The sequence below is a fragment of the Arthrobacter sp. CAN_A214 genome (assembly GCF_015751955.1).
In the GTDB taxonomy this organism is placed as follows: Bacteria; Actinomycetota; Actinomycetes; order Actinomycetales; family Micrococcaceae; genus Arthrobacter_D.
This window is the reverse complement of the sequence record NZ_JADOUU010000002.1, coordinates 79497-97286: the sequence shown is the minus strand read 5'-3', so window position 1 is coordinate 97286 and position 17790 is coordinate 79497. Positions and strand designations below refer to the sequence as shown.

At 66.6% G+C, this 17790-nt stretch carries 15 protein-coding genes and 1 pseudogene; 9 read left to right on the top strand and 7 right to left on the bottom strand.

All coding sequences use genetic code 11. The annotated features are described in order from the left end of the window. Positions 1–21: 21 nt before the first annotated feature. Positions 22–924 carry a LysR family transcriptional regulator gene (locus IWX65_RS02290; protein WP_196880854.1) on the bottom strand — a complete coding sequence of 301 codons (903 nt, stop codon included), beginning with the start codon at positions 922–924 and terminating at the stop codon, positions 22–24. Positions 925–1070: 146 nt separating this feature from the next. Between IWX65_RS02290 and IWX65_RS02285 the strand changes: the two genes are divergently transcribed. The 3 genes from IWX65_RS02285 to IWX65_RS02275 all read left to right on the top strand — a co-directional run bounded on the left by IWX65_RS02285 (position 1071) and on the right by IWX65_RS02275 (position 7536). Beyond that, positions 1071–4586 carry a bifunctional proline dehydrogenase/L-glutamate gamma-semialdehyde dehydrogenase gene (locus IWX65_RS02285; RefSeq protein WP_196880853.1) on the top strand — a complete coding sequence of 1172 codons (3516 nt, stop codon included), beginning with the start codon at positions 1071–1073 and terminating at the stop codon, positions 4584–4586. 337 nt (positions 4587–4923) lie between these two features. Then, the gene (locus IWX65_RS02280) at positions 4924–6336 is read left to right on the top strand and encodes an 8-oxoguanine deaminase (RefSeq protein ID WP_196880852.1); all 1413 of its coding nucleotides are present in this window, start codon (positions 4924–4926) and stop codon (positions 6334–6336) included. A 90-nt stretch (positions 6337–6426) separates the two neighbouring features. Further along, entirely contained in the window at positions 6427–7536 is a 1110-nt protein-coding gene (locus IWX65_RS02275) for a YeiH family protein (RefSeq protein ID WP_196880851.1), read from the top strand. 144 nt (positions 7537–7680) lie between these two features. Here IWX65_RS02275 and IWX65_RS02270 read toward each other — a convergent pair whose 3' ends face one another. The 6 genes from IWX65_RS02270 to leuC all read right to left on the bottom strand — a co-directional run bounded on the left by IWX65_RS02270 (position 7681) and on the right by leuC (position 14417). Continuing rightward, positions 7681–8832, bottom strand: coding sequence for a D-alanine--D-alanine ligase family protein (locus IWX65_RS02270; RefSeq protein ID WP_196880850.1), 1152 nt, complete (start codon positions 8830–8832; stop codon positions 7681–7683). After that, on the bottom strand, positions 8829–9914 hold the full coding sequence (locus IWX65_RS02265) for an NAD(P)H-dependent glycerol-3-phosphate dehydrogenase (RefSeq protein WP_196880849.1): 1086 nt from the start codon (positions 9912–9914) through the stop codon (positions 8829–8831). Before IWX65_RS02265 ends, IWX65_RS02270 begins: the two co-directional genes overlap by 4 nt. Positions 9915–10012: 98 nt before the next feature. Next, positions 10013–10771: a lysophospholipid acyltransferase family protein gene (locus IWX65_RS02260; protein WP_196880848.1), complete on the bottom strand. Its 759-nt coding sequence runs from the start codon at positions 10769–10771 to the stop codon at positions 10013–10015. A 15-nt stretch (positions 10772–10786) separates the two neighbouring features. Continuing rightward, the gene (gene murA, locus IWX65_RS02255; RefSeq protein ID WP_196880847.1) at positions 10787–12136 is read right to left on the bottom strand and encodes a UDP-N-acetylglucosamine 1-carboxyvinyltransferase; all 1350 of its coding nucleotides are present in this window, start codon (positions 12134–12136) and stop codon (positions 10787–10789) included. A 196-nt stretch (positions 12137–12332) separates the two neighbouring features. Beyond that, on the bottom strand, positions 12333–12938 hold the full coding sequence (gene leuD / locus IWX65_RS02250) for a 3-isopropylmalate dehydratase small subunit (protein WP_196880846.1): 606 nt from the start codon (positions 12936–12938) through the stop codon (positions 12333–12335). 9 nt (positions 12939–12947) lie between these two features. Continuing rightward, positions 12948–14417: a 3-isopropylmalate dehydratase large subunit gene (leuC, locus tag IWX65_RS02245; protein WP_196880845.1), complete on the bottom strand. Its 1470-nt coding sequence runs from the start codon at positions 14415–14417 to the stop codon at positions 12948–12950. A gap of 121 nt (positions 14418–14538) precedes the next feature. Between leuC and IWX65_RS02240 the strand changes: the two genes are divergently transcribed. The 6 genes and pseudogenes from IWX65_RS02240 to IWX65_RS17650 all read left to right on the top strand — a co-directional run bounded on the left by IWX65_RS02240 (position 14539) and on the right by IWX65_RS17650 (position 17746). After that, the gene (locus IWX65_RS02240; RefSeq protein WP_196880844.1) at positions 14539–15270 is read left to right on the top strand and encodes an IclR family transcriptional regulator; all 732 of its coding nucleotides are present in this window, start codon (positions 14539–14541) and stop codon (positions 15268–15270) included. Position 15271: 1 nt separating this feature from the next. Beyond that, on the top strand, positions 15272–15823 hold the full coding sequence (locus IWX65_RS02235) for a DUF1697 domain-containing protein (RefSeq protein ID WP_334683597.1): 552 nt from the start codon (positions 15272–15274) through the stop codon (positions 15821–15823). 184 nt (positions 15824–16007) lie between these two features. After that, complete coding sequence (locus tag IWX65_RS02230) at positions 16008–16775, top strand: GAF and ANTAR domain-containing protein (protein WP_196880843.1); 768 nt, start codon at positions 16008–16010, stop codon at positions 16773–16775. A gap of 194 nt (positions 16776–16969) precedes the next feature. Next, a complete protein-coding gene (locus tag IWX65_RS17660) occupies positions 16970–17212 on the top strand; it encodes a hypothetical protein (RefSeq protein WP_334683596.1) in 243 nt (80 codons plus the stop codon). Between the two features lie 24 nt (positions 17213–17236). Next, positions 17237–17488: pseudogene (locus IWX65_RS17655) on the top strand (GAF domain-containing protein); the annotation flags it as partial. A 9-nt stretch (positions 17489–17497) separates the two neighbouring features. Continuing rightward, on the top strand, positions 17498–17746 hold the full coding sequence (locus IWX65_RS17650) for an ANTAR domain-containing protein (RefSeq protein ID WP_334683616.1): 249 nt from the start codon (positions 17498–17500) through the stop codon (positions 17744–17746). Positions 17747–17790 lie beyond the last annotated feature (44 nt).

Below are 17790 nucleotides of genomic sequence, written 5' to 3'. Positions count from 1 at the left end.
CGGTCCCAATGGGCGGGGACGTCAGACGGCGACGACGGCGGCGGCCCGGGCGAGCACCTCGCGGCAGGTTCGCAGCGCCGGCCGCTCCGCGCTGGCCTTCCTCGCCGAGGTGAAGATGGACCGTCGTGGATTCTCGGGAAGGTCGAACAGCTGCACCGTAGTCTCCCGGCCGGTCCACATGAGGTCCGGCATGAGGCCTACCGCGTTGCCGGACTCGATCAGGCGGATCTGCGCCTGGAGGTCGGCCGTCTCGTAGCGCACATCAGGCTCGAACCCTGCGAGCCGGCAGGCCTGCTCAGCCCAGTGCCGCGAGGCAGCACCACGCGGCTCCATCACCCAGGCCGAGCCTGCGGCGTCGACCACGCTCCGGATTTCTCCGCCGTCCAGCCCAGCAGGCGGAACGGCAAGCCGGATGGCATCGGTGGTGAGCGGAAGGTGGTCCAGTTCGGCGTGCCGAGGTGCAGCATGCCCCGGATATTGTTCGGCAATCACCAGGTCGAAGTCGCGTGCGAACATCTCGTACAGCGCCGTCTCCGGCTCACGCTGCACCATCTCCACCCGCACGTCGGGGAACTCGCGCGTCATCATGGTCAGGGCATCCGGCATGAGGGCCAGCGCCGCTGATTGGAAGACAGCGATCCTCACCGTCCCGGCCACGGTGGTTTGGGAGGCTGCGAGATCCGCCTCCGCCCGGTCGAGGGTCTCGAGCAGGGTTGCGGTGTGGGCCACCAACACCTCGGCCTGCGGCGTCAGCATCACCCGTCGGCCGCTTTTGCGCAGCAGTTCCACCCCCACTTCCTTCTCGAGTAGGGCCAGTTGCTGGGAGACCGAGGAGGGGCTGTAGCTCAGGGCCGTAGCCACCTCGGCAAGGGTTCCGCGGATCTTCAATTCCCGCAGCAGTCGCAGCTTCCGGACATCAAGCATGCAGTTGTCCAATTCGTTAGCAGAAGTGAAGATGAATGGTGAATAAAGGCCACTTTTGCTAATCCTACGCCGAGTCCATACTGGAGGAAAGCGTCGAGAATCAAGGAAACAAGGGATGTTTCCGGTTAAGAGAACGGACCCGCACTATGACCACCCAGCTCCCCAGCCGGCAGGAAACCATCCTTCCCCCCGCCGGCCCCCTCGACTCCGGAGCTGCGGGCACCCCCGCAGACCGGCGCGACATCCCGGACCGCCTCGCAGGAGAGACCGTCGCCCTGGTGCGCCGCTGGCTCACCGAGGCCTCCCAGGTGCCCGTGGACGCCTCGGCTGAACAGCTCGCCGGCGTCCTCAAGGACCCTCACGGCCTCGAGTTCACGGTGGGATTCGTTGACGGCGTCATCCGCCCGGAGGACCTGTCCGTCGCAGCCCGCAATCTGGCAGCCATCGCACCGAAGGTTCCCTCCTTCCTCCCCTGGTACATGCGCTCCGCCGTGAAGGTGGGAGCCGCCGTCGCGCCCGCGCTGCCGCAGGTGGTCATCCCGATCGCCCGGATGGTACTGCGCGAAATGGTGGGGCACCTCATCATCGACGCATCGGACAGGAAGCTCGGCCGGTCGATCGGCAGGATCCGCCGGGATGATGTCCGGCTCAACGTCAACCTGCTCGGCGAGGCAGTGCTGGGGGAGAACGAGGCCGAACGGCGCCTCGACGGCACGATGAAGCTACTGGCACGTCCCGACGTCGACTACGTGTCGATCAAGGTGTCCTCCACCGTGTCGCCGCACTCGGCCTGGGCTTTCGAGGAGGCCGTGCTGCACGTGGTGGAGAAACTCACTCCCCTGTACGAGCGCGCAGCCGCCGCTCCAGAACCGAAGTTCATCAATCTCGACATGGAGGAGTACAAGGACCTCGACCTGACCATCGCGGTCTTCACCGCCATCCTCGACAAGCCCGCTTTCAGGGACCTCGAGGCCGGCATCGTGCTGCAGGCCTACCTGCCCGATTCGCTCGCCGCCATGATCCGGCTCCAGGAGTGGGCAGCGCAGCGGCGTGCCGGGGGCGGTGCCGCAATCAAGGTCCGAGTGGTCAAAGGCGCCAACCTGCCGATGGAGCAGGTGGAGGCGTTCCTCCACGACTGGCCGCTCGCAACGTGGGGCTCGAAGCAGGAATCGGACACCCACTACAAGCGCGTGCTGAACTATGCCCTGCAGCCGGACCGCATCGCCAACGTCCGCGTCGGCGTCGCCGGGCACAACCTCTTCGACCTAGCCTTCGCCTGGCTGCTGGCCGGGGAGCGCGGCGTGCGCCACGGCATCGAGTTCGAGATGCTGCTCGGCATGGCGCAGGGGCAGGCGGAAGCAGTCAAGAAGGACGTCGGCTCACTGCTGCTCTACACCCCGGTGGTGCACCCGAAAGAGTTCGACGTCGCCATCGCCTACCTGATCCGTCGGCTCGAGGAGGGCGCCAGCCAGGAGAACTTCATGTCGGCGGTCTTCGAACTGTCGGAGAATGAGGCGCTCTTCGCCCGTGAGGAGCAGCGCTTCCTGCGGTCGCTCGACGCATTGGACAACACCGTCCCGGGGCCGAACCGGACACAGGACCGGAGCCAGACGGAACTACCTGCACCTGCGGACAGCTTCGCGAACACACCGGACACCGACCCCTCCCTCCCCGCGAACCGCGCCTGGGGTCGCGCCGTGCTGGAGCGCGTGGAAACCTCGGAGCTGGGCAAGGCGCTCGTCGAGTCGACCACCGTCACCGACCCGGCAGCGCTGGACGCCGTGATCGGAACGGCCGTGGGTGAAGCCGAGGCCTGGGGCGGCCTCACGGGCGCCGAGCGTGCCGCCGTCCTGCACCGCGCAGGGGACGCCCTCGCGGCCCGCAGGGCCGACCTGATGGAGGTCATGGCGTCGGAGACAGGAAAGACACTCGATCAGTCGGACCCTGAGATTTCCGAGGCCATCGACTTCGCCCACTTCTATGCGGAGCTTGCGCGCGGGCTCGACGACGTCGACGGCGCCATCTTCGTCCCGTCGAAGCTAACCGTGGTCACACCTCCGTGGAACTTCCCCGTGGCCATTCCCGCGGGATCCACACTCGCCGCACTGGCTGCCGGGTCCGCGGTGATCATCAAGCCGGCCACCCAGGCCCAGCGCAGCGGATCGGTGATGGTCGAGGCGCTGTGGGAAGCGGGTGTTCCCCGCGGCGTCCTGCACCTGGTCCAGCTCGACGAGAAATCGCTCGGCACCCAGCTCATCTCGGACGCCCGCGTGGACCGCGTCATCCTGACCGGCGGTTACGAGACCGCGGAGCTTTTCCGGTCCTTCCGCGAGGACCTGCCCCTGCTGGCCGAAACGTCGGGAAAGAACTCGGTCATCGTGACGCCGAGCGCGGACTTCGACCTTGCGGCCAAGGATGTTGCCTACTCGGCCTTCGGCCACGCCGGCCAGAAGTGTTCAGCCGCCTCGCTCGTGATCCTGGTGGGAAGCGTGCGCGAATCGCGCCGGTTCCGGAACCAGCTCGTGGACGCCGTCACCTCATTGAAAGTGGGCTACCCCTCTGATCCGGCCACACAAATGGGCCCGATCATCGAACCGGCGGGCGGCAAGCTCCTTGACGGCCTCACGACCCTCGGCGAAGGCGAGATGTGGCTGGTGGAGCCGCGCCGCCTTGATGAATCGGGCCGCCTGTGGAGCCCGGGCGTCCGCACCGGCGTCAAGCGCGGTTCGACGTACCACCTCACCGAGTACTTCGGCCCGATCCTCGGCGTGATGACCGCCGAAACCCTCGAGGAGGCCATCGCCATCCAGAACGAGGTGGATTATGGCCTCACCGCGGGGCTCCACTCGCTCAACCCTTCCGAGATCGAGGCCTGGATCGACAGCGTCCAGGCCGGAAACCTCTATGTGAACCGGAGCATCACGGGGGCGATCGTGCAGCGCCAGCCATTCGGTGGATGGAAGAAGTCAGCCGTGGGCGCGGGCACCAAGGCCGGCGGTCCCAACTACCTGATGGGGCTGGGCGGCTGGGAAAGCCGTGCGTCCACCGTATCGGCCGAACCGGTTCCGGCTGCGCAGCCGCTCCTCGAGGCGGCAGCGTCGGCAGCGGAAGAGTCAGGGCTTGACGACGGCGACCTTGCATTCCTGCAGCGCTCCGCTGCATCCGATGCCACAGCCTGGGCGTCCGAGTTCGGCACCGCGAAGGATGTATCGGCCCTGTCCGCGGAACGCAACGTGCTGCGCTACCTGCCCCTGCCGGTCACGGTGAGGCTCTCCGAGGGTGAGCCCGTGGCCGCGCTGCTCCGGGTGCTCCTGGCCGCGGCCGCTGCAGGCTCTGAGGTACGGATCTCGAGCGCCGTCGAACTGACCAGTGCCGTCGGCACCGCTGCGCGCCTTCTGGCGGTCGCTGTCACCGTGGAGGACGACGATTCCTGGCTCGCCTCCGCGGCGCAGCACGACGCCGGCCGCATCCGCCTGATCGGCGGGGACGCCAGCGCCCTGGCGGTGGCCACCGGGGGTCGGCCGGACATCGCGGTCTATTCCCACCCGGTTACCGAGGCCGGACGCGTCGAACTGCTGCCCTTCCTGCACGAGCAGTCGGTCAGCATCACCGCGCACCGCTTCGGTACTCCCAGCGCATGGGCCGACGGGCTGATCTACTAGGGGTTACCGGAACCGCTATCTGCATGTTGAGCGGTCACCTCACCTGAAAACGACAGGCGCACCGGGCTTATCCGGTGCGCCTGTCGTTGATGCGGGTGGGTGTCCTCCTCGGGTGGGCCCGCAGTTTTCGGGTGCGCCTGTCGTTCTCCGGGTGCGCCCGTCGTTCTCCGGGCTGCATGTCCTTCGTCCCGGCAGTCGGGCCGACGTTGACGGGTTGGGCCCCAGCCCCTACCCTTATTCCGTACCGCCCCGGCCACCGGCCGCGGTACGCCTGGATCAGCAGACAGGGCCTAACTGAGCTGAACAACCATTAGGTCGCTACCAGGCAAGGATTCCCATGACCCACTCCCCCTCCGGCGCGCAACTTCCCGCCACGCACGCTCCAGCAGGCCACCTTCCAGTCGGATCCCGACTGTGGATCCGGAACCCCCAGGCGGCCTTCACCGCCAACTCCCTCGATGCCTCGGGTGGTGTCGTCGTCAGTGGGGGAAAAATCGCGGAGGTGCTTGCGGCGGGTCAGCAGCCGTCGTCGCCCTGCGACGAGACGTTCGATGCCGGCAGCCACGTACTGCTGCCGGGCCTGATCAACACCCACCACCACTTCTACCAGACGCTCACTCGCGCCTGGGGTCCGGTGGCGAACGCCCCGCTGTTCCCCTGGCTTCGAACCCTCTACCCGGTGTGGGCACGGCTCACGCCGAGGGACCTCGAACTGGCAGCAACTGCCGCGCTGGCCGAACTGCTGCTCTCGGGCTGCACCACTGCGGCCGATCACCACTACCTGTTTCCGGACGGAATGGAACACGCAATCGACATCGAGGTCGAAGCGGTCCGCCGGCTCGGCATGCGCGCCACCCTGACCCGTGGATCCATGACGCTGGGACAGGACGACGGCGGCCTGCCGCCGCAGTCAACGGTGCAGGCACCGGAGGTGATCCTGGCCGACAGCGAGCGGCTGATCGGTCAGTACCACGAGCGCGGTGACGGGGCCGTCATCCAGATAGCTCTCGCCCCGTGCTCGCCGTTCTCCGTGACGAAGGAGATCATGGTCGAAAGCGCGCTGCTGGCCGAACGGCTCGACGTGCGGCTCCACACGCACCTCGCTGAAACACTCGACGAGGAGGACTTCTGCCGGAAGATCTTCGGCCTGCGGACTGTGGACTACCTGGAAAGCGTGGGCTGGCTGGGCAGCAGGACCTGGCTGGGCCATGGCATCCACTTCACCGACGACGAGATCGCCAGGCTGGGAGCTGCAGGCACAGGCGTCGCACACTGCCCGACATCGAACATGCGGCTCGCATCCGGCACGGCCCGGGTCCTGGAGCTGGAAGCTGCGGGCGTGCCCGTGGGGCTGGGCGTGGACGGTTCGGCGTCCAACGATGCCTCGAACATGATCCTTGAGACGCGCCAGGCGCTGTACCTGCAACGGCTGCGCTACGGCGCGCAGGTTCCGGTGGAGCGAGCGCTGAATTGGGCGACGAAGGGCTCGGCCGCAGTGCTGGGCCGGCCAGACCTGGGCCAGTTGGCTCCGGGCATGCAGGCAGACCTCGCACTGTTCAAACTCGATGACCTGCGGTTCTCGGGAAGTCACGACCCCATCGCGGCACTTCTTCTCTGTGCCGCAGACAGGGCCGACCGCGTGATGATCGGCGGGACCTGGCGCGTGGTGGACGGGCAGATCCCGGGTCTCGACATTGCCGGTCTCATCGCGGAACACTCCGCTGCAGCGCGGAAGCTCATCGCCGGCTAGGTGTTGGCGCCGGGACGCGCCAAGGATCCCGTGAAAGAATCACGGGAAGCGTGTGCGCTCATCCCCATCGATCCCGGAAGGCAGCCCTCCATGCCCCCAGTACTGTCCAGCCGCGTAGCCGATCTGCGGACGCGCACCGGACCGCTGGTGCCGGGGCTGGCTGTCGTGGCGGCAGGGGTCGCCGTCGCCGTCTGGCTGGGATCAGTCCAGACCGTCATCGGTTCCCTGGTGATCGCCCTGGTACTCGGAGTGCTGCTGGGCAATACGGGCCTGTACCGGCCGGCCCTCCGACCGGGGGTGAAGGCGGGGACGAAGAAGCTGCTGCGCGCCGGTGTCGTCCTGCTGGGCCTCCAGCTCGCCCTGCCGGACATCCTGGCGCTGGGCTTCCAGGTCCTCGTCCTGATCGTGGTGTGCGTGGCGCTGAGCTTCGCCTTCACCCTCTCCGTCGGGAGGCGGCTGGGGCTCACGCGGGCGGGTGCTACGTTGATGGCCGCGGGATTCTCCATCTGTGGAGCCTCGGCCGTCGCCGGCCTGCAGGGCATCGTGAACGCGGACGACGACGAAACCGCCAGCGCCGTCGCGATGGTCACGCTGTACGGGTCGCTGATGATTCTTGCCCTGCCCCTCCTCAACGGACTGCTCGGGCTGAGCGAGGAGAGCTTCGGCATGTGGTCCGGCCTCGCCGTCCACGAAGTGGCGCAGGTGGTGGCCGTCGCCGGAACCGCCGGTGCGACGGCACTCGCCGTCGCCACCGTGGTGAAGCTGGGGCGCGTCCTGATGCTCGCACCGGTGGCAGCGGTGACATCTCTTGGCGAACGACAGCGGGCTGCCATTGCGGACAGCCGACGAACGACAGCTGAAGGCACCGGGACCAATGCCTCCAGCGCGGAGAGCACAGTCAACGGGCGCACGACCGTCACCACCTCCGGTGCTACCCGCACTCCGATGGTGCCGTTCTTCGTGCTCGGATTTCTCGCGATGGTTGCCCTGCGGTCAACCGGGCTGGTGCCCGAACCCGCCCTGCAGGCAGCGTCCGTTGCCGCGACACTTCTTCTGGCGGCCGGTATGTTCGGGCTCGGGGCCGGCATCGATATCCGCCAGCTCGTTCGGACCGGTCGCCGCGCCGTGGTGGTCGGCGCCCTGTCCACGGGATTCCTGGGGGCCATCTCGCTCGCGGGCGTGCTCCTGATCCAGGCCTGAGTAACTCGACTCCTGAAGCGACAGGTGACTGCATTGGCGGAGCCCGACGCTACCGGAGCCAGCCCCGATCAATGCTTGGGGTACCGGAGCCAGACCCGGCGGGGGCCCGACGCTAACGGCATCCGATGCTAACGGAGCCCGACGCTACCGGAGCCCTGTGTTTCGGCTCAGCGCGAGGCCGATCAGTTCATCGATGAGGTCTGTGTACCCGAGGCCGGATTTCGCCCACATCTGCGGGTACATGCTGATCGGTGTGAACCCGGGCAGAGTGTTGATCTCGTTGATCAGGAGCTCCCCGGACGGAGTGTAGAAGAAGTCCACCCGGGACAGCCCCTCGGCGCCCACGGCGTCGAACGCCTGGCCCGCCAGGGTACGCACCCGAGCCGTGACGTCGTCGGGCAGGTCCGCCGGGCAGCTGAGCTCGGCAGCGCCGCCGTCCACGTACTTCGCCTCGAAGTCGTACCATTCGTGGTCTCCGGGCTGCACTGCCACCTCGCCGGGCAGCGAGGTGCGGGGGTCAGCGGTGCCGCGCCCTTGGAGCACCGCCACCTCGATCTCGCGGCCCACGATGCCGGCCTCGACAATCACCTTGGGGTCGAAGGTCCGGGCGAGCTCCACCGCTGCCGCAAGCTCCTCGACCCGCTCCACCCTGCTGATCCCCATCGAGGACCCGGCCCGGGCAGGCTTGACGAAGACGGGGAATCCAAGTGCTGCCGCGCGTTCAAGGCACGCGGCAGCGTTCCCTCTCCATTGCCGGTCAGTGAACACCTCGTACGGTCCGACGTCGAGTCCGGCCCCAGCGAAGACCACCTTCATGAAGTGCTTGTCCATGCCCACGGCCGATGCCAGCACTCCGGCGCCCACATAGCGGATATCCGCCATCTCTAGCATGCCCTGCAGCGTACCGTCCTCACCGAACGGGCCGTGCAGCAGCGGAAGCACCACGTCCACCCCACCGAGGCTGCGCGGCACCGAATTCGGCGCAGTCACCAGGAGTTCCTGTCCCGCGGCGGCATCCGGGCCGGAAGCTGTGCCCATCACTACTGATTCCGGGGACGCAGGAACCTCGGGAAGGGTGTCGGAGCGGAGCGACCAGAGCGCGGGGTCGGCCGCAACCAGCGACCACTGGCCGTTCCTGGCGATACCCACGGGAACGACGTCGTACTTCTGCCGGTCGATCGCCTGGAGGACACCGGCGGCAGTCACGCAGCTGACGGCGTGTTCGCTCGATCGGCCACCGAAGAGGACGAGGACGCGAGGCTTCCGCGGCGGAGCGGCAACGGCAGGGGTATTCACAGGGAGTGTTCGCCTTCCGGCTTGAGGTCACGGGCCAACAGGCGGGGCCCCAGGTCGTCGACGGAGATCGCACCCTGGAGAACCGCCACCACGTTGTTGGTGATGGGCATGTCGACGCCGAGGTGGGTGGCAAGGTCCAGGACGGCCTGGGCGGATTTGATGCCCTCCGCCGTCTGGTTCATCCGCACGGTCACCTGCTCGAGGGTGAGGCCCTGTCCCAGCAGGTGCCCTGCGGTGTGGTTGCGGGATAACGCCGAGGAACACGTGGCAATCAGGTCGCCCATGCCGGCCAGTCCCGCAAGCGTCTCCGCCCTGCCGCCGAGGGAAACCGCGAGGCGCGTGGTCTCGGCGAGGCCGCGTGTGATGACCGACGCCTTCGTGTTGTCGCCCATCCGTCGCCCCTCGCAGATCCCGACGGCGAGCGCGATGACATTCTTGACGATGCCGCCGATCTCCACACCCACCACGTCGGTGGAGGTGTACGGGCGGAAGTAGGTTGCGGTGCACGCCGCGGCAATCCAGGAGGCGACCTCGTGGTCCGGGCATGCCACGACCGAGGCCGTGGGCTCGCGCCGTGCAATCTCAAGGGCGAGGTTGGGCCCGGACACCACGGCGATGCGGTCCTCCGGCAAACCGAGTTCCTGCGCAATCACCTCGCTCATCCGAGCGTCGGTCCCGACTTCAAGACCCTTCATCAGGGAAACGACGACGGCACCCTCGGGCAGGAGCGGCTTCCAGCCGGCCAGCTGCGCCCGAAGCGACTGCGCCGGCACCGCGAGGATCACGAGCTCCGCGTCCTCGAGCACCAGGGCGACATCGGCTGAGGACGTCAGGTTCGCTGGAAGTGCTGTATCGCCGAGATACCTGCTGTTCCGGTGCGAGCTGTTGATCTCGTCGGCGACCTCGGGACGGCGGGCCCACAGGCGGACGCGGCAGTCGCTTGAGGCGTCGGCGACGACCTTCGCGAAGGTGGTCCCCCAGCTTCCGGCCCCCAGGACGGCGACGCGCACCGGCTGGCCCGAACGCACTGGCTGATTCGACTGCACGGGTTGGTTCAGATGCACAGGTTGGTTCAGATGCATTGGCGAACTCGACCGCACTGGCTGATCAGACAGCTCCGGCCGGCCTGATCGCCCGGGCTGGTGGTCGGCCTCAGCTCGGCTACCCGGAGTATCGTTCGTCACGCAGCACCCTCACCGTTGGCAGGTAAGTCCCTACCCGTTGGTTTCTGCTGCCGCGCGGTGGCATCCCACCGCTGCGCCGGCGGCTCCTCCTGGCGCAATTCGGCCAGCAGCGCAGTGATGGCGTCGAGGATCCGGTCGGTGGCGGCGTCGAGAGTGGCACGCGTGATGGGCTTGTCGTCGAACTCGCTGAGATCCACCGGCTCTCCGACCAGCACCCGGGAGGTCTTCCGCGGGAACAGGTAGAAGCGCTTCGCATAGGGCGGGAAGACTTCGTGCGCACCCCAGTGGGCCATGGGCACCACCGGCGCCTTCGTCTGCAGGGCAAGCCGCGCTGCTCCGGTATGTCCCTTCATGGGCCACAGGGCGGGATCACGCGTCAGCGTCCCCTCGGGATAGATGATGATGCCACCTCCGCTCGCAATGGCTGCGCGGGCGGCCTCGAGCGACTTGTTGGCGCCCGCCGTCGTCCGCTCTACCGGCACCTGCCCGATGACGCGCAGCAGGGAACCCATGACCGGCACCTTGAAGAGCGATGCCTTGGCGAGGAAGTGCGGCATGACGCGCTGGTTGAAGAGGAAATGCGCAACGACCAGCGGGTCGATCTCCGTGACGTGGTTCGGACAGACAATGAAGCCGGATTCCCGGGGCAACTTTTCGGTTCCCCGCCACTCCTTGCGCATCATCAGGTTGAGCAGTGGCCGAACAGTGACGCCAAGAACGCTGAAAGTAAGCCGCGAAGCAGCTGAATCGGTCATGACTGCCAACGTACCCTAGGACATTGCCGCGGCCACAGCCGGGACATCCTCCGTCAGGTCGAAGTCGGCTCCGAGACCCTCCAGCTTGTCCTGGAAGCGCTCGTAGCCCCGGTTGATCAGTTCGATCCCGGTGACCCGGGACGTTCCTTTCGCCGCGAGTGCAGCGATGAGGTGGCTGAAGCCGCCGCGGAGGTCGGGGATGTCGATGTCGGCGCCATGCAGCTGCACCGGTCCCGAGATAACCGCGGAGTGGAGGAAGTTGCGCTGTCCGAACCGGCAGGGGACGCTGCCGAGGCACTCGCGGTGCACCTGGATGTTCGCACCCATGCGGATGAGCGCTTCAGTGAAGCCGAAGCGGTTTTCGTACACGGTTTCGTGGACAATCGATACGCCCGCCGCCTGGGTGAGTGCGACGACGAGGGGCTGCTGCCAGTCCGTCATGAACCCGGGGTGCACATCGGTCTCGAGGACGAGCGGTTTCAGCGGGCCGCCCGGGTGGTAGAAGCGGATGCCGTCGTCGTCGACGTCGAAGGCTCCACCGATCTTCCGGTACGTGTTGAGGAACGCGGTGAGGTCGAGCTGGCGCGCGCCCTCCACGTAGATGTCACCCTTGGTAACCAGGGCCGCCGACGCCCATGACGCCGTCTCGTTGCGGTCGGAGATGGCCTTGTGGTTGTAGCCGCTCAGTTCGCGAACGCCCTCGATGCGGATCACGCGGTCCGTCTGAACCGTGATGATGGCCCCCATCTTCTGGAGTACCGCGATGAGGTCCATGATTTCCGGCTCGACGGCGGCACCCGAGAGCTCGGTGATGCCCTCCGCGCGGATTGCCGTCAGGAGGACCTGCTCGGTGGCTCCGACGCTGGGATAGGGCAGGTGGACCTTGGCGCCATGGAGGCCCTTGGGGGCGGAGATCGAGATTCCGCCGGGTCGCTTGTCCACCACTGCACCGAAGTTGCGCAGCACCTCGAGGTGGTAGTCGATGGGCCGGTCGCCGATCTTGCAGCCGCCAAGATCCGGGATGAAGGCTTCCCCAATGCTGTGCATCAGGGGGCCACACAGCAGGATGGGAATGCGGGAATCCCCGGCATGGGCGTCGATGTCCTTCGACTGCGCCATCTTGGCGTCGCGTGGATCCATGGTGAGGTCTCCCGTGACCGGATCCTTCGTCACCTCCACGCCGTGGAGTTTCAGCAGGCTCGTGACGACCTCGACGTCCTTGATCTCCGGCACGTTGCGCAGCACCGACGGCGTGTTGCCGAGCAGTGAGGCGACCATCGCTTTCGGCACCAGGTTCTTGGCACCCCGAACGGAGACCTTTCCTGTCAGTGGCACTCCACCGCGGATTGTCAGAACGCTACCCATCAATACCTATTCCTCATGCTTTAGAAGTCCCCAGAGCGCACGGATGCTCATCCAAGCATAGGAGCATACAGGCAACAACAGAAATACGGGGGCACCTGTCCCTGCCCTCGCATACCTTCAAGAACCGCCATGTGCGGCTTGGAATTCCCGATGCAATGAGGATCACACGTTTGAATGCACGGTCTCCGCGGAGACGTCAGCTCTGTAGGAGTGCGGGCAGGGTGGTCGGCTTGTGGGAGGGCCGCTTCGCCTCGAATGCGGTGACATCTTCCTCGTGGCGGAGCGTCAGGCCGATGTCGTCGAGGCCTTCGAGCAGCCGCCAGCGCGTGTAGTCATCGATCTGGAAGGGAGCCGTGACGCTTCCGCATACCGCGGTCCGTGCCTGGAGGTCGACGGTCACCTCGGCACCCGGTTCGTTGTCCAGGACCTTCCAGATCAGCTCGATGTCATCCTGTGCGAGCTGGGCGGCAACGAGTCCCTGCTTTCCTGAATTTCCCCGGAAGATGTCCGCGAAACGGGAGGACAGCACGGCCTTGAAGCCGAAGTCCTTCAGCGCCCAGACGGCGTGCTCACGGGAGGAACCGGTGCCGAAATCGGGGCCGGCTACCAGCACGGAGCCGCGGGTGTACGGTTCGCGGTTCAGGATGAAGTTCTCGTCCTTGCGCCAGGCCGCGAAGAGCGCATCCTCGAAGCCGGTGCGGGTGATCCGCTTGAGGTAAACGGCCGGGATGATCTGGTCGGTGTCCACATTGCTCTGGCGCAACGGGACGCCGATTCCGGTGTGGGTAGTGATCTTTTCCATGTCGATCCCCTATACGGCGGCGGTTGCGGTGGTGGAGGGCCGGAGTGCCCCGAGCGGGGGTACCGGGTCAAGGTCCGACGGCGAACTCAGGGTGCCGCGGACCGCCGTGGCGGCAGCCACCACGGGAGAGACGAGGTGCGTGCGCCCGCCCTTGCCCTGGCGTCCCTCGAAGTTGCGGTTGGACGTCGAGGCACACCGCTCCCCCGGCGCCAGCTGGTCGGGATTCATGCCGAGGCACATGGAGCAACCGGCAAAACGCCATTCCGCCCCGAAGTCCTTGAACACCTGATCGAGGCCCTCGGCTTCGGCCTCGAGGCGCACGCGTGCGGAGCCGGGGACCACCATCATCCGGATCGCGGGGTCCTTTTCCCGGCCTCGGATGATGTCGGCGGCGATCCTCAGGTCCTCGATGCGGCTGTTGGTGCACGAGCCGAGGAACACCGTGTCGACGCGGATGTCCTTCATGGGAGTACGGGGCACCAACGCCATGTACTCGAGGGCGCGCTCGCAGGCGGCGCGGTCGTTCTCGTCGGCGAAATCCTCCGGGGCAGGAACCGACTGCGAGAGCGACACGCCCTGGCCGGGGTTGGTACCCCAGGTCACGAAGGGCTCGAGGTCGTCGGCATCGAGGAACACCTCGGCTTCGAACACGGCGTCGTCGTCGGTCCGCAGTTTCCGCCAGTCGGCGACTGCAGCATCCCAGTCAGCACCCTGCGGCGCGTGCGGGCGGCCCTTGAGGTAATCGAACGTGATGTCGTCGGGCGCCACCATGCCGGCCCGGGCGCCGGCCTCGATCGACATGTTGCAGATCGTCATGCGGGCTTCCATCGACAGCGAGCGGATGGCGGAACCGCGGAATTCGAGCACGTACCCCTGGCCGCCGCCCGTCCCGATCTTCGCGATGATCGCAAGGATGATGTCCTTGGAGGTGACGCCCGGCTTCAGGGTGCCCTCAACTGTGATGCCCATGGTCCGAAAGGGCTTGAGGGACAGCGTCTGGGTGGCCATCACATGCTCCACCTCGGAGGTACCGATGCCTATGGCGAGCGCTCCGAAGGCGCCGTGGGTGGACGTGTGCGAGTCGCCGCACACCAAGGTGAGTCCGGGCTGCGTGAGGCCGAGCTGCGGGCCGATGATGTGCACGATGCCCTGCTCTGCGTCTCCCAGCGAATGCAGCCTCACGCCGAACTCGCGGCAGTTGTTACGCAGGGTCTCGATCTGCGTGCGGCTGGTGAGGTCCGCGATGGGCTTATCGATGTCCAGCGTGGGAGTGTTGTGGTCCTCCGTCGCAATGGTGAGGTCCGGCCGGCGCAGGGGGCGGCCGGCAAGCCGCAGTCCCTCGAACGCCTGGGGGGACGTGACCTCGTGCACGAGGTGCAGGTCGATGTAGAGGAGGTCGGGCTGCGCTTCGGAACCGACTACTTCGCCCTTCCGGACGACGTGCGAGTCCCAGACCTTCTCAGCAAGTGTTTTTCCCATGTGCTTTCCTCCGCCGCTCTCCCTGGTCCACCAAGGCTTCTCCGTAACTGAACCAGCGCTGCCGCAGGTCCCGCCAGTCCGAGGACTTGCGTCTCAGATAATGAGACGGCAATATCATCTTATGGACAATTCTAGCGGTGTCGGGGTCATTGATAAAGCGGCAATGGTGCTCGACGCGCTGGAGGCCGGCCCTACTACGCTGGCCCAACTCGTCTCCTCGACGGGTCTGGCCCGCCCCACGGTGCACCGGCTGGCCCTGGCCCTGGTCCATCACCGGCTGGTGGGACGGGATATGCAGGGCCGCTTCGTCCTGGGGAGCCGCCTCGTGGAACTCGCCTCCGCCGCCGGGGAGGATCGGCTCATCGCCTCCGCCGGCCCGGTGCTGCTCAATCTTCGGGATGCTACCGGAGAGAGTGCCCAACTGTTTCGACGGCAGGGCGACTGGCGGGTCTGCGTCGCTTCCGCCGAACGGCCCGTAGGGCTCCGGGACACCATTCCCGTCGGTACCCAGCTGTCCATGAGAGCCGGTTCAGCCGCCCAGTGTCTGCTCGCCTGGGAGGATCACGACCGCCTGCTCATGGGACTCCAGAACGCCCGTTTCACCCCGACGGTCCTTGCCGGAGTACGACGCCGGGGTTGGGCCCAGAGCCTGGGTGAACGCGAAGCCGGTGTCGCCTCGGTGTCGGCGCCGGTCCGCGGTCCGTCCGGCCGGGTCATCGCCGCGGTATCGATTTCCGGTCCCATGGAGCGCCTCACGCGCCAGCCCGGCCGCATCCACGCAGAAGTGGTGGCGAACGCGGCGCGGCAGCTCACCATGGCCGTCAGCAAGGGTGCTGAAAGCACGGCACCGTAGCGTGAACACGCCCGACGGCGACGCCTGCGACTACGCCGTCTTCCTGCGAGGCGTCAATGTTGCAGGAGCCCCAATGAGGATGGCGGATGTGAGGCGTGAGCTCGCCGTGCTTCCGGTCACCAATGTGAGAACGCTGCTGGCTTCGGGGAATGTGGTGCTGCAGAGCACCCTGCGTGCCGCGGCGCTGAAGTTCCAGGTGGAGGAATGCCTCGCTGCCGCGTTCGGCTATGACGCCTGGGTGGTGGTGGTTGACCGTGAGCGCCTCGGGCAACTCATCGACGCGTGGCCGTATTCCGCCGACGATGCAGGAATGCAGTCGTATGCCACCCTGTTCTCCGACGCGGAAGCGCTGCTGGCCTGGGTGGCCGAGGCAGAAGCGGCCGGTGCCGACGCCGTCGTCCTCGGTGCTGACGCGGTGGCCTGGCAGGCACCCGTGGGCGGAACCCTCGACAGCGCGGCGGGCAGGCTGGCGCTGGGACACAAGTACAAACCGGTCTGCACCACGCGCAACCTGCGTACGCTGCAGAAGGTCCGGGCGTCATTCGAGTCCTGACCAGGGCGTAGGCTACCTCGGCTACCGGCTACCGGCTACCGGCTACCGGCTACCAGCTACCAGCTACCAGCTACCGTAGGAATGTTCTCGCAGCTGGCTCGTGCCGGTGTGCGACGCCACGACCTCGCCGCTTCCGGTGAGGCTCGCGCCAAGATCGTTTCGTCCGTAGACAGGGGTGATTGTTGTGGTTGATCAGTATGCAAGCGGGCAGGGTGAACCGTCGGTCCAGGATCATGGCCTCTTCTCGCCCCGGGACGCCCTTGCTCTGCAACTGGGCGAACTGGCGCGGGACCTGCAGAAGGAAACTGATCCTGACGGGATCCTGCAGAAAATCGTCGGTGCCGCGATCAACCTGATTCCCGGGGTGGAGGAAGGATCGATCAGCGCCGTCAAGGGACGCAGGCAAGTCCTGTCCAGGGCACCATCCAGCCAGACTGCCGCCCGGCTTGATGTCCTTCAGAACGAGGCCAACGAAGGCCCGTGCCTGGATGCGATCTACGAACAGCAAACCGTCCGGGTACCGGATATGCGCAACGAGCCCCGGTGGCCGAACTTCTCCACCCTGGCGGCCGACACAGGAGCCGGCAGCATGCTGTGCTTTCAGCTCTACGTCGAGGGCGACAACCTGGGGGCCCTGAACCTGTATTCCACGCGCGTCAACGCGTTCACTGATGAATCCGAACATGTGGGCCTGCTCGTTGCAGCGCACGCCGCCATCGGTTATGCCGAAGCCGTCAAAACAGAACAGCTCGAAGCGGCGCTGCAGTCAAGGGACCTCATCGGCCAGGCGAAAGGAATTCTGATGGAACGCCACAAGATCACCGCCGATCAGGCCTCCAGCATCCTGAATCACGCAAGCTCCCGGTCCAACGTCAAACTGCACGACATCGCGGAACGGCTCGTCGCCACCGGCGAAGTCCCCACCCTCACCAAAGCGTCCTCCTCGGAATAGGTCCACCCGCCGGGTTCCCCTCAGGGAACCCCGCGAATCAGGCGTGGCAGGGAGGGACGGCCGACACTTCGGCAGAAGGCGCGTACGGTAGGTGGGTGCCATCTAGCAGAGGGCGGCGCGGATGTCTTCCGCTGCCGTATCACCGATCCTGACGGTACGGCAGTGTGAGGCACACCAACCGACGGGCCTCCCCCATGACTTCCGGCACCACCCCAACACCCAACGCCGTCTCTGTCCCTGCCTCTGCCTCTGCCTCCGAGTCGACGGCCGGCACCCTGCAGGACCTGGTCCTGGACAGCGGCGACGTCGAAAAATTCCTCGACGGCCTCGCCGGACTGGCCGTCGCACGACTGTCCTCACCCGGCAATGATGTCCTGTGCGGCGTCACCCTGCTGCGGCCCCGAAAAGCCGAAACAGTCGCCAGCAGCAGCGAATAGGCCAAGAAACTTGACGAGCTACAATACTCCTTCGGTGATGGACCCTGCCTGACCGCGGCCCGCACCCGCCAAATCACCCACGTGCCGGACACCCATGAAGACCAGCGCTGGCCGGAGTATCAGGACGCTATCGCCGAGCACGGGATCCGCTCCATCCTCGGGGTCCCGATTCCGTTGAATGGTGACGCGAACTGCGCCCTGAACCTCTACGCCACCACACCCCGCGCTTTCCCCGACGATGCGGTGCTCACCGCTGAAACCTTCGCCCGCGAAGCCTCCGCGTCCCTGCGCCTGGCGGTCCGTATCGCCCAACTGACCGAAACGAGCGACAACCTCCGATCAGCCATGACCTCCCGCACCACGATCGACCTCGCCGCCGGAATCATCATGGGCCAGAACCGGTGCAGCCACGACGCCGCAATGACCATCCTTAAAGCCGCCTCCAGCGCCCGCAACACCAAACTGCGCGACGTCGCCACCCAGGTCCTGGCCTCCGTGGGCCAACAGCCCCCCGAAACCCACTTCGACAACTGACCTCGCCGGTCCTACCGGCCTCGTCACCCGTCTTCGCCGGCCCC